The 17,210-nt window shown below is 58.1% G+C and carries 13 protein-coding genes; 5 read left to right on the top strand and 8 right to left on the bottom strand.

Annotated features, from left to right (window positions below):
- The 3 genes from NW826_RS00985 to NW826_RS00975 form a co-directional block, all read right to left on the bottom strand.
- A partial coding sequence (locus NW826_RS00985) for an RNA-guided endonuclease InsQ/TnpB family protein (protein WP_414509216.1) occupies positions 1-969 on the bottom strand: 969 nt, incomplete at its 3' end.
- Positions 970-1,222: 253 nt separating this feature from the next.
- Complete coding sequence (locus NW826_RS00980; protein ID WP_414337323.1) at positions 1,223-1,858, bottom strand: riboflavin synthase; 636 nt, start codon at positions 1,856-1,858, stop codon at positions 1,223-1,225.
- A gap of 13 nt (positions 1,859-1,871) precedes the next feature.
- Positions 1,872-3,590, bottom strand: coding sequence for an ABC-F family ATP-binding cassette domain-containing protein (locus tag NW826_RS00975; protein ID WP_414337322.1), 1,719 nt, complete (start codon positions 3,588-3,590; stop codon positions 1,872-1,874).
- Positions 3,591-3,867: 277 nt separating this feature from the next.
- On the opposite strand from NW826_RS00975, the gene NW826_RS00970 reads away from it, so the two are divergent.
- Positions 3,868-4,728, top strand: a complete 861-nt coding sequence (locus tag NW826_RS00970) for a hypothetical protein (RefSeq protein WP_414509215.1) — start codon at positions 3,868-3,870, stop codon at positions 4,726-4,728.
- A gap of 264 nt (positions 4,729-4,992) precedes the next feature.
- Entirely contained in the window at positions 4,993-5,301 is a 309-nt protein-coding gene (locus NW826_RS00965; protein ID WP_414334700.1) for an OB-fold nucleic acid binding domain-containing protein, read from the top strand.
- A 217-nt stretch (positions 5,302-5,518) separates the two neighbouring features.
- Here the strand turns inward: NW826_RS00965 and NW826_RS00960 are convergent, their stop codons facing one another.
- Positions 5,519-6,118, bottom strand: a complete 600-nt coding sequence (locus NW826_RS00960; protein ID WP_414509214.1) for a hypothetical protein — start codon at positions 6,116-6,118, stop codon at positions 5,519-5,521.
- A 221-nt stretch (positions 6,119-6,339) separates the two neighbouring features.
- Positions 6,340-7,743 carry a chromosomal replication initiator protein DnaA gene (gene dnaA, locus NW826_RS00955; protein WP_414349254.1) on the bottom strand — a complete coding sequence of 468 codons (1,404 nt, stop codon included), beginning with the start codon at positions 7,741-7,743 and terminating at the stop codon, positions 6,340-6,342.
- Between the two features lie 214 nt (positions 7,744-7,957).
- Here dnaA and rpmH point away from each other — a divergent pair, with 214 nt between their 5' ends.
- The 3 genes from rpmH to smc all read left to right on the top strand — a co-directional run bounded on the left by rpmH (position 7,958) and on the right by smc (position 12,157).
- Positions 7,958-8,098 carry a 50S ribosomal protein L34 gene (gene rpmH, locus NW826_RS00950; protein ID WP_011434477.1) on the top strand — a complete coding sequence of 47 codons (141 nt, stop codon included), beginning with the start codon at positions 7,958-7,960 and terminating at the stop codon, positions 8,096-8,098.
- A 59-nt stretch (positions 8,099-8,157) separates the two neighbouring features.
- Positions 8,158-8,538 (top strand): ribonuclease P protein component, encoded by a 381-nt coding sequence (gene rnpA / locus NW826_RS00945; RefSeq protein ID WP_414509213.1) that lies wholly within the window; start codon positions 8,158-8,160, stop codon positions 8,536-8,538.
- A 76-nt stretch (positions 8,539-8,614) separates the two neighbouring features.
- Positions 8,615-12,157, top strand: a complete 3,543-nt coding sequence (gene smc, locus NW826_RS00940) for a chromosome segregation protein SMC (protein WP_414509212.1) — start codon at positions 8,615-8,617, stop codon at positions 12,155-12,157.
- A 128-nt stretch (positions 12,158-12,285) separates the two neighbouring features.
- On the opposite strand, the gene NW826_RS00935 is transcribed toward smc, so the two are convergent.
- From NW826_RS00935 to NW826_RS00925, 3 genes are all read right to left on the bottom strand, one after another.
- A complete protein-coding gene (locus NW826_RS00935) occupies positions 12,286-13,803 on the bottom strand; it encodes a leucyl aminopeptidase (RefSeq protein ID WP_414509217.1) in 1,518 nt (505 codons plus the stop codon).
- A 74-nt stretch (positions 13,804-13,877) separates the two neighbouring features.
- Positions 13,878-15,218, bottom strand: a complete 1,341-nt coding sequence (locus tag NW826_RS00930; protein ID WP_414334705.1) for an FIST N-terminal domain-containing protein — start codon at positions 15,216-15,218, stop codon at positions 13,878-13,880.
- Between the two features lie 90 nt (positions 15,219-15,308).
- A complete protein-coding gene (locus tag NW826_RS00925; protein WP_414509211.1) occupies positions 15,309-16,910 on the bottom strand; it encodes a LysM peptidoglycan-binding domain-containing protein in 1,602 nt (533 codons plus the stop codon).
- Positions 16,911-17,210 lie beyond the last annotated feature (300 nt).

Genomic DNA, 17,210 nt, shown 5'->3' with positions numbered 1-17,210 from the left:
CTTGTTTAGTCCGGCCTTGCGCTTCTTCCCTTTACCCTTAGCTTTATGGGTCATGCCCTTGACGTCGAGTTTTAAGGACTCCGTCCCGCTAACGCGACCAGTTACCCCGATGTCATAACGACTTGCTATCTTTGAGGTAACCTTGTGTTGCCAGTCTCTACGCTGACGGGCAACTTTGGCTTGGAGCTTGGCCTCTAGCCGGTTGATTTTCTTCCATCTCCTAGAAGCCTTCACTCCCTTCCTGGGTGCACGCTTTCGTCGCTTAAGTTTGGCGGTCTTGCGAATTTTCTCCTCACTCCTCTGCGTAAACCGAGGATTAGCAACCTCATAGAACTCACTCCCGTCATATAGGGTTATGGCCGTCTCGGCGCCCAAATCGTAGGCAACGATAGATTCATACTTCAAATCTGACTGGGAACCAAACTTAGGCCGAGGGACTTCTACCTCTACGGTGAACGAAGCATACCACTGCCGTAAAGTTGGCTTGTAGACAATAGTTAGCGTGGTAGGCCTCCCCCAGTCCTTGGCTTTGCCCCGCATCCTCAGGGTGAGGCCCAGGTCATTGAGGGTAATCCTACCGTGCTTACCGTTGCTGGCTACTTTCCACCCCGAAGTGCTGGGATATGTCCAGCCGGAGTACCGCTTGATTGACTTGAACTTAGGCTTTTTACTCAGCCCTTGAAAGAAGCGCTGATAGGCAAAATCTACCCGCTTGACCGTAGCTTGCAGAGAATGGGAGTTGAGTTGAGCAAACTCCGGCCACGCCTGCTTGAACTCCGGCAGAAGGTTCTGCTGCTCAAGGTAAGTAACCGTCCGGCGGTTGCGTCGGTACTCATAGCGTCGGTGAGCAACGCAAGCGTTGTAGAGGTAGCAGTGCAAACGGCGGGCAGACAACAAATCCCGCTCTTGGGTTTTGTTAGGGTACAGCCGAAAGGTCTGCCGCCTGATTACCAGTACAGTTTCAGTCACCTTTTGTGACTTAGTCGAAGCCCCAGTAAGTGTAGCATCGAGAATGGCAGACTAAGAAGCGACGCTGACGCAGTTTTTAGAATTCACTTGCACGTAGTGTTTGTAACAAAATACCGGTCAATAAAGTGTATTGGGAAGGGCTAGGCTTTGGCATGATTTGCTCCCTAGAAATTGTGAAGCAATACATCCAGAATCAGTCAGAGGGTGCTATCCATCTCCACCGTATAGACGGTGGGGAATTCCGCACCTTACGTTAAACGTAGCCGTGCTCGGCCAGAAACTCCAGAGAAATGCCGCTCTCCGGCGGAGCCAGGCCCAACAATTTTTCCACATACTTGCCCAGCATGTCCGCCTCCACGTTCACCGGATCCCCCACCTGCAGCAGGGAGAGGTTGGTCTCGCGGTAGGTCTGCGGGATCACCGCCACCTTAAACCAGCAGCCCCCCTGGCGCGCCTCGGCAATGGTCAGGCTCACGCCGTTCACCGCCACGCTGCCTTTGGGCACGATGTAGCGCCCAATCTCCGCAGGAACTTTGAAGCTCAGCTCCCAGGCGTTGCCACTGGCGACCTGATCCCACAGTTGTCCCACTCCATCGATATGGCCGCTGACGAAATGTCCCCCCAGCTTGTCTCCCACGCGCAGGGAAGGTTCGAGGTTAACCGTGCGCGGGCGGGATCCCTGGCCCCAAACCGAGCGGCGCAGCGTTTCCGGCGAGACATCGGCCAAAAAGCCATCGGGCAGAATCTCCACCACCGTCAGGCAGAGGCCGTCCACCGCCACGCTATCGCCGTAGGCCAACTGCGGCTGTAGCTCTGGGCAAGTAACCCGTAGCTGTGAAGAACTGATCAACTGGGCTGTGCCGAGACTGCGCACCAAACCTGTGAACATGACTCTGCCCTCCTTAAGCTTTGCCAGCTGCTTTTTTGGCTTTTTGTTTTTCTCGCTCTTTGGCTCGTTTTTCAGCAGCTTTGGCTGCTTTTTCAGCAGCAATCCGCTCTTGTCGAGCTCTCTCTTTCTCTTCGGCAATCTTCTCCAAGTAGTAGTGGTAATCGCCCTGGTAGGCTACCAACTCGCCGTTGCGGATCTCGACAATTTTATTGGCCACTTTTGAGATAAAGTAGCGATCGTGAGAGACCAGAATTGCCGTGCCGTCGTAATGCTGTAGAGCCTCTTCCAACATCTCCTTGGCTGGAATATCCAGGTGGTTGGTGGGCTCATCCAGGATCAACACATTGGCCGGTTGCAGCAGCATTTTTGCCAGGGCCAAGCGGGCTTTTTCTCCCCCACTCAAAGCTGCTACTTTCTTAAAAACAGCGTCGCCGCTGAAGAGAAAGCGCCCCAGCAGCGTGCGCACTTCCTCATTGTTCCAGTCGGGGACTTCGTCATGAATTGTATCGATCACGGTTTTGTTCAGATCCAAAGCCTCTGCCTGATTTTGCTCAAAGTAGGCAGGAATAACATTGTGGGGCCCCAATTTTGCGGATCCCTCGGTCGGCTGCTCCAGGCCGGTGATAAGGCGGAGCAGCGTCGATTTTCCCGCCCCATTGGGTCCTAAAAAGGCGACGCGATCCCCGCGTTCGATCAGCAGTTCTGCGCCCAAAAATAGAATTTTGTCGCCATAAATGTGGGTTAGGTTTTCGATCTTCACCACCTCGCGGCCACTGCGGGGGGCAGGAGGGAAGCGAAACCTAAGGGTGCGCACATCGCCAACCGGCGCTTCCACGCGCGCGATTTTTTCTAGTTGTTTTTCGCGGCTCTTGGCCTGGGTGCTGCGGGTGGCGCTGGCCCGAAAGCGATCGATGAAGGCCTGTTGCTTTTCGATCTCTTTTTGTTGTCGCTCGTAAGCCGACTGTTGCGCTTCTCGTTGCTCAGCTTTTTGTGCCAGATATTGAGAATAATTGCCTAGGTAGGTTCTGGAAACACCTCGCTCTGTCTCCACAATTTGGGTACAAAGTCGATCCAAAAACTCGCGGTCGTGGGAGACGATCACCATAGGGATCGTCAAGCTCTTGAGGTAGTTTTCCAGCCACTCGATGGTCTCCAAATCCAGGTGGTTGGTGGGCTCGTCCAGCAACAGCAAATCCGGCTCCTGTAGCAGAATCTTGCCCAAGGCGATGCGCATCTGCCAGCCGCCGCTGAAGGCGCTCACCAGGCGATCCCCATCCTGCGGCTCAAATCCCATTTCCGGCAAGATTTTGTCGATGCGGGCCGCCAGTTCATAGCCGTGTAGGCTCTCAAATTGCCGCTGCAGGCGATCCAGACGGCGCAGAAGGGACTCTAAGGTGTCGGGATCCGCCTGTTCCATCTGCCCGGTGACCTGGGCCATCTCCGACTGGATGCGGCTTTCTTCCCGAAAGACCGTCCACAGCTCCTCTCGCACCGTTCGGGCGGGATCCACCTCAAACTCCTGGCTGAGATAGACGATGCGCAGGTTGGCAGGGCGGATCACCTCGCCGCTGGTCGGGTCTTCTTGCCCACAAATGATCTTGAGCTGGGTGGTTTTGCCAGCCCCATTCACGCCCACCAAGCCGATGCGATCCCCGGGCTTGACCTCCCAGGTCACGTCCTTGAGCACCTCGCCGGTGGGGTAGATCTTGCTGATGTGTTCCAGTCGCAGCATGGGGTTCCTCGGTTCTGGGGGCCGACGGGGGAAATGTGGCGTTTTCTTTACATGCCTCACTCATCTTAGGCAGTCTTGGGATCCGCGTCCACGGGCCCTGGGCGGTTCCCGCTTCGTTTTTTCATCTTTTCATCTCGTCTTCTTCACTCGATGGTCGTTTTGCCGGTACCTGCTGAGGCCTTTAACATTTTCGATACTTAATTCGGAGATTAAACTGTCCTTAACCACTAATAGAAAAAACTGAGCTAGTTTATAAGTAAGTTTAGGGTAGCCCAAGATGGCCAGCACTATTGTTAGAAAGAGGGATCGGCTAATATTACGCTCGCAGAATGACTGGTTTTCGCTTTTTATACTTATATTTGTTGCATCTGCTTTCCTCTCATTTGCCACTCTTCAGGCTGCTAGTGTAGATAGCCTAGAGATATCTTGTGTAAAGAGGGGAGTTAGGATGGCGGATTGTCAATTTACAACCATCCCCAAGCTTAGGATTTTTCCTCCTTCTAACAAAATCTACTCGGAAATTACAGGAGCTGAACATCAAACCGAAGTTGAAGAGTATGTAGGTGATGAGGGAGATAAGCATTATACTTATAGCTACTACCTAATTCTGTTCACAAGTGGAAGGATTTTGGATAGAGTGGAGGTCGATAGCAATAATCGCGCCCAATGGGCCAGTGAGCAAATCAATCAGTTCTTAGGCGAAGGCCAGGGAAGTTTAAACGTTGTCCACCATGATCTTCCGTCAAAATCTATGGATGCATTCTCTGCAGCCATTATCTTTTCATCCATTAGTCTAATTCCTCTTTTTATGTTATTTTTAATAATAAACTATGAGTCTGTTGATATTAATGGTCAGCTTAGAAAAGTTATAGTTACCCAGATTAATTTGCTGTCTAATAGAAAAACTTTTGTTGACTTCGAGGATGTCAAAAGTATTAGCCTCATAGAAAAAGTCGATAGTGATGGGGATAAGCTCTACGAGCTCAAACTTCAAACTAGAACGGCGGGTGAGATCACGTTGTTTACATCCTACATAGAAGAAAAAGCTGAGACTTTAGGAAGAGAAATTGCCACCCTGACGATGCGCCGCATTGACAGAAAAGCTCTTCCCGAACTGGAGAGGGGAGCCGCTGACTAAACGCCGTAGGAGCGTGCTTGCAAAAAAGTTTGGGACAGGAAGTTTAGCTCTTGCGAAATCCCCGAAAATGTTAAGGGAGCCCTAGGGAAGCAAAGACGCGATTTAGGGTTAAGGTATCTTTGATTTGCGTTTAAGCTTGTTGACGTGTTCTTCTTGGATTGTTAGACCCGAGGCAGTTTTTAACAATGTCGGGGTTCTTTGTATGAGGGTTGCGCCTGGATATATTGCTCTGACTTTTCTAGCACTAGCGGTGGGGGTTCTCCTGTGCAAGCTCAGGTTCCTATTCGTGAGCTCCAGCGTTATACCGGGGTTTTGGTTGCCGGTCGGATCACGAGCGTTTTCGGCAACAAGTTTATTTTGGACGATGGAACGGGCCAACTGCTTGTTGACGCCGGCCCAAGCTGGTACCGCCAGATCCAACTGGTGCCCGGCGAGCGGGTTACGGTGCTGGGGAAGTACGACGATGAAGACTTCGACGCTTACCGGATCACCCGCGAGAACGGTGAGGTCATCGAGATTCGTCCGGCAAGCGGCCCACCACCCTGGGCGGGAGGTTCCCGCGATCCCAGATAGGGCTCCAGGTTTTAAACCTTTTCCAATGCTTGCTTGTTGCTGATCGCTGCCGATCCTTGTCAACACTGTCAGGGATCCTGACTCCAGGCGGTGTTTTTATTTGAAGCTGCTCAGGACGTTTCTCGTGCTCTGCGCTGCCTGTTCCTTGGCCCCAATCCCTCTTCCAATGCTTGGGACTGGGGGGGAGGACGCCGAGGGCCCAAAGCGGGTTTGGCGACTAAGGGATCCACTCCAGGCCAAAGCCAAAGCTGGATTCCTGCGCCAAGGTCGAGTTGCGCAAGCTATAGCGAGCAGAAAGGCGAAAGGAAGGGCTGATGGCGTAGGCAGCGGTGATCTCTGCCAGGGTGGCTTGTCCTTTTTCCTGGGGGGCAACCCAACTGTAGCTGCCGGTCAAATCTGCTGCTTCGGGCGCCAGGGCCAAAACGGCAAAAGCCCCATAGCTAACTCCGCTGAGGCTGCGGTTTTTCTGTTCCAAAGCTCGATACCCCAGTTGTGGTGCCAGATTGAAAGGGGATCCCATAGGGGCCAGAAAGTAGCGTATCTCCGACCCGTACTGGCGCACTTCTGGATGTTCGGAAGATTGTCGATAGTCACCGCTGAGGGTGAGGCGATCGGCCAGGCGCAAGTCCTGCAGGCTGATTCGCCAGTGAGAGGAGGACTCGAAACCGGCCTGCAGGCGGGTGGGCAGGACAGGGGTATTGCGGATTTCTTCCAGGAGATTGGGTGGATTTTGCAGCCAGCGGCGCAGCACCGGGCTATTTTCCAGAACTTGGCCCTCCAGCCCCAAATCCAAAGCGGCTGAGAGCGGGGCCGGCACAGGATCTGGAAGACTTGCTTGCGTCGAATTGGCCCAAACTGGCCACCCTGGCGTCAGCTCAGCCCCGAGGAGCAACAGACCCAAGCAAAGCCCTTTGCCAGATCGCTCCACCAACTGCAACCCTCGCCTATCCCGTTTTTAACTCTAGCTGCTTCGAGAGGGATCCTCCACAGAAAACGGGACAGCGGAGAACCGGGGGCGGCTCAATGACAACGGAAAACCTAGCTCTTTCGGCTGTGGGCAACAACCCGCAGGCGCTCGGCCAACTTTTGCAGTTGCCGCTCAAATTGTAGATTCTCTCGCTGCAACTGGCGAACTTTTTCACAGCTATAGAGAACGGTGGTGTGGTCTTTCCCGCCAAAATAATCGCCAATTTTGGGCAAGCTGAGATGGGTGTAGTGGCGCATCAGGAACATAGCAATTTGCCGCGCTTGGCTGATGTCGCGCTTGCGGGAGGATCCCAATAAGCTCTCCCGGTCAACGCCAAACTCTTCACAGATGACTTCGATAATTATATCGGCGGTGATCTCTTTCGGCTCGCTGGGTGGATTGAGGATGGGTTGAATGGTCTCCACGCTCATCGGCAGGCCAGAAATGGAGACGTAGGCGACGGCGCGGATGAGGGCGCCTTCCAGCTCGCGAATGTTGCTGGTGTAGGTGGTGGCAATGTATTCGATCACCTCAGGTGGTAGATTCATCCCCTCGTACTCGGCTTTTTTCTTAAGGATGGCCATGCGGGTCTCGATATCCGGCGATTGAATTTCTGCAATCAAGCCCATCGAAAACCGAGAACAGAGCCGCTCCTGCAGACGAGGGATCAGGTGAGGGGATCGGTCGGCAGCCAGCACGATCTGTTTGCCCGATTCGTGCAGCGTATTAAAGGTGTGGAAAAACTCCTCTTGGGTGTACTCTTTGCCTTCGATAAATTGAATGTCGTCCACCAATAAAATATCCACATCTCGATAGTGCTCCCGGAAAGACTGCATGCTGTCTCGCCGGATGGCATCGATTAAATCGTTGGTAAAGCGCTCGGTGGACACGTAAAAGACCTTCGCCTGCGGATTCGCCTCCAGTTGGTAGTGGCCGATGGCCTGCATGAGGTGGGTTTTGCCCAGCCCTACTCCGCCGCAGAGAAACAGCGGGTTGTAGGCGCGCCCAGGCTTGTCGGCTACGGCCAGAGCTGCAGCGTGGGCCATGCGGTTGTTGGGGCCGACCACAAACCGTGAGAAGGAATACTTGGGGTTGAGATCCGGCGCTCGCATCGGCAGGCTGCCGCCGACTTCCAGTCCTAGGGTGGGGGAGGCAGGTAAGCTGCCGGCTCTGGGCAATGTTGGGGAAATGGCTTTTGCAGGGGGTTCTTCCTCAACCAAAGCGTGGGGGGAAACCGAAAACTCCACCTGTAAAGGGATCCCGGCCACCCGCTGCACCACCTCGGTGATGGTGGAGGCGTAGTGCTTTTGCAGCCAACCCCGCGCCCATTCGCTGGGAGTCGAGATGGTGAGGCGGTTGTCCACCAACGACTCAGGCCGCGCCGTCTTGATCCAAGCCTCAAAAGTTGGACGGCTGAGCTGTACCTGTAGATGCCCCAGAGCTTCATTCCAGAGCTGATCCAGGGAGATATCCACACCACACACCCAGAGCGACACAGCAAAAGCCCAAGAGGAACAGCAGCCTCTGCTCCCTCGACAGTGGCTTTAGGATTCCCAATTTAGCTGCTCGGCGTGGGCTGGCCAATCTAGCTATTTTCCGTTGAGTCTGCTAGAATTGTTCGCCCCAGGCTGAATTTCGCTCTGGTCGGCTCTGGCAAGTGATGTTGGCTTCAGAGGTTGGCTTCTCACCATGACTCAGCGTACCCTTCGTGGCACCAATCGCAGACGCATTCGCGTCTCTGGGTTTCGGGCCAGAATGCGCACAGCAACCGGGCGGCAAGTCTTGCGGCGGCGGCGGGCCAAGGGGCGTTATCGCCTGGCTGTTTCTTGAGGCGCGATCCGGCTTTAAGGGCAGGGCCCTTTGTTTAGTTCAGGGTGGGATCCGCCACCATGCTGCCTGCTCCTTATCGCTTGCGGGATCGGCGAGCTTTCCAGGCGCTTTACCAAGCGGGGCAGCGTCGTTCCGGTGCGGGCTTGACCCTTCTGTTTCAGCCGATGCCCCCAGGGTGTGAAGGGATCCCCAGCCAGGTGGGGTTGGCAGTTAGCAAAAAAGTGAGCAAATCGGCGGTACGGCGGAACCGGCTGCGGCGTCGCCTGCGGGAGGCCATACGGCCTCTCTGTCCAAACCTAAAGCCTGGCTACCAGTTGCTGCTCATCCCCAAGCCCAACCTGCTCACCTACAAGTGGCCAGAGCTACAGGCAGAGGTGCATCGTCTTTTGCAAAAGGCCGATCTGCTCGTCGATCCAAGCCCAGATCCTGAGCCTTCTTAGAGGCTGGGCAGGCTGCACTACCCGTGCTAGCCTGGTGCCATTATCATGCTGCTGGTTGCACCAGATATGGGGTGGGATGTACATCAAGCGGATCGAGCTGACCCGATTCAAGTCGTTTGGCAGCACGACCTCGCTGCCCCTGTTGCCGGGTTTTACGGTCATCTCCGGCCCCAACGGCTCCGGCAAGTCTAACATCCTGGATGGGATCCTATTTGCGCTGGGGCTGTCTTCCTCACGGGGGATGCGGGCAGAGAGGCTTTCGGATCTGGTGCATTCCGGCAGCCTCAACAGCAACCGGCGGGTGGAGACCCACGTTTCCGTCACCTTCGATCTGGGGCCGGGAGAAGATGGCCAGCCCAGAGAATGGAAAGTCAGCCGTCGGCTGCGGGTCAGCCCCGGCAAGGGGGAGGATCCCGACTCCCTGCCCTACACCAGCACCTTCTACATCAACGATGTGCCCTGCACCCTGAGCGAGCTGCACGAGCAACTGGAGGCGATGCACATCTACCCCAACGGCTACAACGTTGTCTTGCAGGGGGATGTTACCAGCATCATCTCCATGAACTCCAAGGAGCGGCGGCAGATCCTCGACGAATTGGCGGGGGTGGCCACCTTCGACCGCAAGATCGCCCAGGCCAACGCCAAGCTGGAGGGGGTGCGAGAACAAATTGAGCGCTTCCGGCTCATCGAGCAGGAATGGCAAGCCCAAAGAGAGCGGCTGCTCAAGGAGAGCGAAAAGGCGCAGCAGTACCAGCAACTGCGGCTGCAGTGGCAAACGCTGGAGCAGCAGCAACAGGTGTTGCTCTGGCGGCATTTGCAAGCCCAAGTGGAAGCAACCCAGGCAGCCATTCGTCAGCTTTTGGCAGCTCAGGAGCAAGCCACTGCTCAGGTGCAGACCTTGAGCGAGCAGTTGCAGCAGGCCGAAGCCGCCCTGAGCGAGCTGCAAAGCCGCATCCACGCCCTGGGGGAGGAAGAATACCTGCACCTGCAGGCCCAGATCGCTGCCGCCGAAGTGCAACGGCAACAGCTCAGCCAACAGATCGCAGCCTGGCAGCAGGAAATCGAGCAAGCGCAGCGCCTGCAGCAGGAGCGCCAAACCCAACAGCAGCACCTGCAGACAGAGCTGGAACACCTGCAAAGCCAACAGGAGCAACTGGCCCAAGCCCAGGGATCCCTGCAAGCCCAGGTGCAGAAAGCCCGAATCAGCCTGGAGCAAAGCCGCGAACAACTGCGGGCCCTGGCCCAATCTGCCGAGGCCTGGGTCAAGCAGCAGCGCTACCTCACCCGCCACCTCGAAGAGATCCGCGCCGAACAGGAGCCTCTGCAGCAGGAGCAAATTCGCCTGCAAGAGCGACAACGGCAACTGGAACGGCAAAGCCAGGAGACCCAGACGGAGATCGCCCAGATCGAGACGTGGCTGGGATCCCACCTGGCCCTCACCGCCGAGCTGGAACAGGCCTGCCGGCAGTCGGAAGCCCAGGTGCAGGCCCTGGCCCAAGAGCTGGCGCAACTGCAATCCAACCTGGAGTTGGATCGCGCCACCCACGAACGGCTGGCCGCCGAGTTCCACGCCAAGCAGCGGCAACTGGACAAATGGGAGACCCGCCGCCAAGTGCTGCAAGAATCCCAGGGATCCCGCGCCACCCAGGCCATCCTGAGCGCCCGCCTGCCGGGGGTTTTGGGATTGGTGGCCCAGTTGGGGCAGGTGGATCCCCAGTATCAACTGGCGCTGGAGATCGCGGCAGGCAACCGACTGCACTTTGTGGTGGTGGAAGATGACAGCGTCGCCGTCAGCGCCATCAACCTCTTAAAGCGGGAAAAACTGGGGCGCGCCACCTTTTTGCCTCTGAACAAGCTGCCGCCCGCCCGCCCGCCCGCCCCCCTCAACTTAAACGGTCTGATCGACTACGCCATTCGTTTGGTGCACTTTGAAGAGCGCTACCGAGATGTTTTTGGCTTTGTGCTCGGATCCACCCTGGTTTTCCAGAGCCTGGAGCTGGCCCGGCCCTACATCGGCCAGCACCGCATGGTCACCCTGGAAGGGGAGCTGCTGGAAACCTCAGGGGCCATCAGCGGCGGCACCAGCCCGCAGCGACAGGGGATCCATTTTTCTGCCGGCGAACACTCGGAAGGGGAAGCCCTGCGCGCCCGCCTGGCCGATCTGGAAGCGCTGCTGGCCGCCCTCACCCCTCGCCTAAAAGCCGCCCAAGCCCGCGAAAAACAACTGGCCCAGACCCTGCTCCTGGCCCGCCAGGATGCCCTGCAAGCCCGGCAATATCTGGAGCGACACCAGGCCGATTGCCAAAACCAGCAGGCCCGCCTGCAACACCTACAGGGATCCCTGACGCAATGGCAAAGCGAAAGCCACCAGATCCAGCAACGGCTGCACCAGATTCAACTCCGCTGGGATCCCTTGCAACAGCGCCTGGCCGACCTCACCCTCAAGCTCAGCCAACTGGAGGGATCCCCGGTCAACCAGCACTGGCAGCAACTGCAGCAGACAGTGCAGCAGCAGGAGAGCCACCTGGCGGAGCTGCAACACCACCTGGCCCACCTAGAGCGACAGCAACAGGAGAACCTCAGCCAGCAACACCTGAAGCAGGCCCAGATCCAGCACCACCAGGAGCGCCTGCAAGAGGGCGAACGGCGTCAGGCCCAACTTCAAGAGCAAATCGCCCAGGCCCAGGCCACTCTCGCCCAAATCCAGCAGCACATTGCCGAGCAACGGCAACAGATGGGCCAGATTGAAGCCCGCCTCGCCCACCTGCGCCAAGAGCGAGAGCGGCAGGAATTTCAACTGCGCGCCCAACAGCAGCAGCTCCAACGCCTGGAATGGGAACGCTACAACGCCCTCACCCAACAGCAAGAAAAAGAGGCCATCCTGGCCCAACTGCAAACCCAACTGCAAGCTGCGGCCCAAGCGCTGCCGCATCCCCTTCCCCCCTTGCCCCCCCACCTGACCCTAGACGAGCTGCGGCAGCAAAAACGCAAAATCGAAGAGCAATTGCGATCCCTGGAGCCGGTGAACATGTTGGCCATCGCCGAATATGAACAGACCCAAGCCCGCCTAGGGGATCTCAGCGCCAAACTGGCAACCCTGCACCAAGAGCGCACCGAATTGCTGCTGCGCATCGAGAACTTTTCTACTCTGCGCCGCCAAGCGTTTTTGGATGCCTTCCATGCCATCAACAGCCATTTCCAGACCATCTTTGCCCAGCTTTCCGAGGGCGAGGGCTACTTGGAATTGGAAAACCCAGAGGATCCTTTGGCTGGAGGTCTGACCCTGGTGGCCCGCCCCAAAGGCAAGCCGGTGCGTCGTCTCAGCGCCATGTCGGGCGGAGAAAAATCCTTGACGGCCCTCAGCTTTATTTTTGCGTTGCAACGGTTTCGCCCCTCCAGCTTTTATGCCTTTGACGAAGTGGACATGTTTTTGGATGGGGCCAACGTGGAAAAGTTGGCCGACATGATCTGGCAGCAATCCCGCCAGGCACAATTTTTGGTGGTCAGCCTGCGCCGCCCCATGCTCGAAAAAGCCGAGCGCACCATCGGGGTGACCCAGGCTCGCGGCGCCTACACCCAAGTAATTGGCCTGGTCAACCCCACCGCTCACGTCGGCTAAAGCAGCCAGCAGGCGGCCATCGCGGCGAGATCCCATCTCGCTCGCTATCCAGACAAGAGCGTAGATTCCAAAAACTCCGCAGGGCAAACCGGGAGATTTTGGTGATTTTGCAGGGCCCCAAGGCGGAGTTATGAGCTGCGCGCCAAGACCCACTCCACCAGCGTGCGCACCCCATAGCCGGTGGCCCCTTTGTTGTTGTAGCCTGCATCCTTCTCTGTCCAAACGGGGCCTGCTATATCCAGGTGGGCCCAAGGAGTTTTCTCCACAAACTGCTTCAGGAACAGGGCGGCGGTGATGGATCCCCCTGAGCGGGGGCCGGTGTTTTTCATGTCGGCCACAATCGAGCTGAGGCCCTCGAAATAGCCCTCCTCCATCGGCATTCGCCAGATTTTTTCTCCTGAGAGGTTGGCAGCTTGCTGCAGCTCCTGGGCCAGCATCTCATCTTGGGTGAACAATCCGGCAATTTCTTCCCCCAGGGCAACCACACAGGCACCGGTCAGGGTAGCCAGGTCGAGAATGGCATCGACGCCCAGCTTTTCTGCAAATACCAGTGCATCTGCCAGGGTAAGGCGACCTTCTGCGTCGGTGTTGTTAACCTCGATGGTCTTTTGGTTGGAAGCGGTGAGGATATCCCCCGGATGGATGGCATGGCCGCTGATCATGTTTTCCGTGGCGGCGACAATGAAGTGCAGCTCCGCTTGAGGCTTGAGGGCGGCCAAGGCCCGCGCAGCCCCCAAAACCGCCGCTGCTCCCCCCATATCGGTTTTCATCATGGCGATGCTGCGGGAGTCGGTTTTGATGTTTAATCCACCCGAATCGAAGGTCAGACCCTTGCCCACCAGTGCCAATTTGGTGACGGGATCCCCTTGTGCCGGCTTGTAGGTGAGGTGGATGAACCGGGGCGGCAGATCAGAGGCTTTGGCCACACCCAGAAAGGCCCCCATCCCCAGAGCTTCACATTCTTCCTGCCCCAAGATCTCCGCCTCTAGACCGTATTCCTGAGCCAGTTGGCGGGCCGTATCGGCCAGGGCCAGAGGAGTAACGATGTTGGCGGGGGCAGCCACCAATTCCCGAGCCAAGATCGTCCCTGCAGCCATTTCAGTAGCCCGCTGCAGCGCGGCTTCGTAATCGGGGCGAGCCTGGGCCAACCCCGGCACCAAGAGGGTTACCTCCTGCACAGAAAAGCTGTTTTCCTCTTCCTGTTTGGCTGAAGATTTAAATCGATTGTCCCGGTGCGCCACCAATAGGCAGGCTTCGGCCACCGCCTGAACCACACGTACCCGATCCAACCCCGTCTCCGGCAAAGACAGCATCACCCGCTTGGCTTTTAAGCCATGAGCCTGGCGCAGGCCGTTGGCTGTGGCCCGTCGTAGGGCTTCTAGCGTCAGGGCAGCGGGATCCCCCAGCCCCACCAGCACCAGTTTGCGGAGCTCTCCGGTCAGGCGCAGGGCAACACTGCTGTTCGGCTTGCCCTGAAACCCTTGCTCCTGTACTGTTTCCGCCACCAGACCCGACCACACCTTTTCATCCCAAGAGGCGATCTCAGGGGGCAGAGGTAGGCGGCCATTTCCGCCAGAAGCCGCAAAGCAGTAGACCAGGGCACATTCCCCTTGAGTGAGTGGTGGCTCGCTGAGATGAAGCTGCATGAAAAACCCTTCGGTTACGCCGTTCACAAGCGATCCTCAGTCTATCCAATTTCACCGGCTCCCGGGATGGGGGTCTAGTGGGCGGGCCGGAAGATCCCGAAGCAAGAGGTGTAGCCGTGCAAAAAGGTGGATCCCCCAACTGGGCCGATCTCGCCGTTGCAAAAGAAGCCCCCCAGGGGTAGCTCCCCCAGCAATTCCCGAAACCGTTGCGAGTCAAAGTCGGGGGTGCCGTACAGCCCCTTGCCTCGTCCCAGACAGGAGAACATCAACGCCCCACAGGGCTCCGGCCTTGGTTGCGAGGGGCCCTCTGAGGAGTAGCTTTGCTGTAGGTTGCGCTCGGCACGATAGCGGCTGAGGGCCCACTGCAGATCTTCCGCCGAAGTCTGGGCATCGCGCAGATGAAATTGCACCGTTTGGCCGGGGCGCACCCGATCCCCGATGGCCATTGCCCCCAGCCGTGGATCGATGCCCAGGATCACGCGAATGAGAAAATCTCCCGGCGTCGGCTCGGATTTGAACTCGTCCATCAGCAGGCCGATAAAGAGAGCTTGGCGGGCCAAGCGTTGATCCGATGGGCTGAGCCGTTCGGCCAAATCCTGTAAGACCGCCAAAGGAGGACGCCCCTCTAAGCCGAGGATCACATTCCCCTCCGCTTCGGTGACGCGCAAGGGATCCCCGATGGGGCGACACCCCTGGGCCACTACGGCTTCCAGCACCACGTTGCCGGAAAGGGCCAACCCCACTGTGCCTACCCGATACAGCTCCCGCCGGGGTGTGGGGGTACGCGCATCCAGCAAGAACAGAGCATTGCCGCGCGGGCCGCGGCCGCCACTGGCCAATCCCCCCACCTTGACCGCCCCTGGATAGGCAAAATCCAACCCTTGCAGCAGCTCGGAGATGCGGGAGGAAAACCCATCCGCCAAGAGCAAAAAGTGCGGCTGGGTCTGCGGCGCAACTCCCACCAGATCGATCCACGCCGAAGGGGGTGCATCCAAGTCCGGCAATTGCTCCCCTTGCAAATAAAAAGGGCGCAAGGCTACATCCGGCAGCACCGCCAAAGACAGGGACAGGGCCGGCCCATCCTCAATTTCATGCCCCCCACCCACGATACCGCCGCCGGAGCAGCCGATCAAAACGTCCACCTCCAACAGCTCCGACAACAGGGGCAGCACGCGAATGTACTCGCTGGCAAAGGCCGCCGACACAAACAAAACCCCCAAGTTGGGCCGCAGAGGCTGAGAGGGGACATACCCGGTGAGCAGCCCCGGCAAGCTGCCGGATCCCACCGCCTGCACCTGTCGCGTCAGGGCGCTCTTCAGTTGGGCTGCCTGCAGCTTAGCCTTGGCTTCCTCCACCACCTGCCGCAGAGCCGCTTCCAGAGAAGGGAGCTGGGAGAGCGCGTTCACCCACTGCATCGGCGTGTTCCTACGGTCTGGAGTTTGCTTTTTTAGGCTAGCAATTTATGCCCGAACTGGTTGTTCGACCCAGGTTCTTTGGGGATAGGATCAGGGCAGATAGGGGCGGGGATCCACAGGTGCACCCCCGCCGGGGCGGACTTCAAAGTGCAGGTGCGGCCCTGTGCTGCGGCCCGTATTGCCCCGGCTCATGATCGTCTGCCCCTGCTGCACATACTGGCCCTGGGATACGTAGATCTGGTGGCCGTGGGCGTAGCGGGTAACGATCCCGTTGGGATGGCGAATATCCACGCGGTTGCCGTAGCCATCCCCGGCGTTGCCGGCAAAAATGACCTCCCCCTCCTGAACGGCTACAATGGGGGATCCCACCGGGCCGGGAATATCGACCCCCGCATGGAAGCGACCGCGACGGTAGCCAAAGCCGGAGGTGATTTGCCCGGCAACCGGCCAGATGAAGCCACTGCTGCGGGCCCGGGGAGGAGCTGGCGGCGCTGGCCGAGCTTGGGTCTGTCTCTGGGCTTGTCGGGCGGGGGCCGGGTGGGGGGGCTGCGTGCCCGGTGCCGGAATCGTCAGGCGTTGGCCAATGCGTAGCCAGTGGGGATTGCGCAGGTTGTTGGCCTCGATAATCGACCGCTGCGTTACCCCATAGCGAGCGGCGATCCGCTCGATGGTGTCACCGGCTCCCACCGTGTGGGTCAGGGATCCACCGGCCAAGAGGGCCTGCCGTTCTTGCTGCATCTGCTGGGCCCGGCGCTGCTGCTCGGCCTGTAATCGAGCTTGCTCCTCGGCTTGGCGTTGGGCTTCCTCTTCCTGGCGGCGGCGCTCTTCCGCTTCGCGGGCCTTCTGGGCGGCGATCCTCTCCTTCTCGCGCCGGATCAGCTCGCCCACATCGCCGGGGATGAGTAGCCGCTGGCCGATGCGCAGATATTCAGGCCGATCCAGGGGGGTTGCCTCGATGATCCGCTGCTGCGGAACTTGGTAGCGGTTGGCAATGTCTTCCAGGGTATCTCCTGGCTGGACGGTGTAGATCAATCCCGGCTGGCTGGGGATCAGCAACTTCTGCCCCGGCTGCAGTGGCGTGCTGGCCTGCATACCATTGGAGACGGCGATAGCGGCGGCGTCGAGCTGGTACATCTGGGTCAGATGCCAGAGGGTTTCTCCCGGCTGCACCTCATGCTTGAGAATGCCTCGAGGCCCTTCCCCGGTTGGGATCTGGCCGGCCTCGAAGGCTTGCCGCAGTTGGGCTTTTTTTTGCTCGTAGTTCTGCTGCAGGGCGCCGGACAGCGTGTGCACCGAGGGCGGAATCGGCTCCGCCACCTGGGATCCCCAAGGGTGGCGATGCAGTTGTCGCTGCTGTAGGGTAGCGACCCCAGCCAAGCCCAGCATCAGCAGAAGGCTGGTGGCCCAAGCCGGATAACCCCGCCGCGCCGGCGCTGAATCCCCAGGCTCTGGCTGAGCTGTCTCAGCCTCGGTTGAGCGCCTGGCCGGCTGCAAATCCGCCATCTGCTCTGCCAAAGCTTCTGTGCAGGGATCCGCCTCCAGCTTCAGAAGCCACACCAGGCCCGTTAAGCTGAGAGAGAGGGCCAAACCGGCCCACCGGAGCCTCAAGGGGGCGGCAGGATCCCTGTCCCAGCCTTCATAGGCAGAAGGATCCTGAAGCGTTGGGATCTCGGGCGGAGAAAGGGGGCTCACGGCAGCACCCCTGTGCTCCAGCTCTCCCTGGCGGGGAGTTGAGAACGTCAATTTTGGGGGCATCCTCACACCAACAGGCTGACACTAGAGTGCAAGAGAAGAAGATGTCAAAATGAGGGGCACAGACCCCTTGTTATCCAACCCCACTGCGGTGGCTCAAGCCGAAGTGAAGTTGGATCATGAACAGGTTGGTTCGCACTCAGGTTAGGGTACCGTAGTTAACAAATCTAGACAAGCCTTTGCAGGTACAGCCTGTTAAGTAATCAAGGGGTACAGTAGCAACACTTAGCAAACCAACTT

Origin of the sequence: Synechococcus sp. OH20, assembly GCF_047502685.1 — a bacterium.
Taxonomy (GTDB): domain Bacteria; phylum Cyanobacteriota; class Cyanobacteriia; order Thermostichales; family Thermostichaceae; genus Thermostichus.
Note: the sequence above shows the minus strand (reverse complement) of the source record. Positions and strands in the feature narration are given on the sequence as shown.

Coding starts and splice junctions, on each gene's coding strand:
- NW826_RS00980 (WP_414337323.1), bottom strand. CDS start 1,858: ATGTTCACAGGTTTGGTGCGCAGTCTCGGCACAGCCCAGTTGATCAGT.
- NW826_RS00975 (WP_414337322.1), bottom strand. CDS start 3,590: ATGCTGCGACTGGAACACATCAGCAAGATCTACCCCACCGGCGAGGTG.
- NW826_RS00970 (WP_414509215.1), top strand. CDS start 3,868: ATGGCCAGCACTATTGTTAGAAAGAGGGATCGGCTAATATTACGCTCG.
- rpmH (WP_011434477.1), top strand. CDS start 7,958: ATGACTCAGCGTACCCTTCGTGGCACCAATCGCAGACGCATTCGCGTC.
- rnpA (WP_414509213.1), top strand. CDS start 8,158: ATGCTGCCTGCTCCTTATCGCTTGCGGGATCGGCGAGCTTTCCAGGCG.
- smc (WP_414509212.1), top strand. CDS start 8,615: ATGTACATCAAGCGGATCGAGCTGACCCGATTCAAGTCGTTTGGCAGC.
- NW826_RS00935 (WP_414509217.1), bottom strand. CDS start 13,803: ATGCAGCTTCATCTCAGCGAGCCACCACTCACTCAAGGGGAATGTGCC.
- NW826_RS00930 (WP_414334705.1), bottom strand. CDS start 15,218: ATGCAGTGGGTGAACGCGCTCTCCCAGCTCCCTTCTCTGGAAGCGGCT.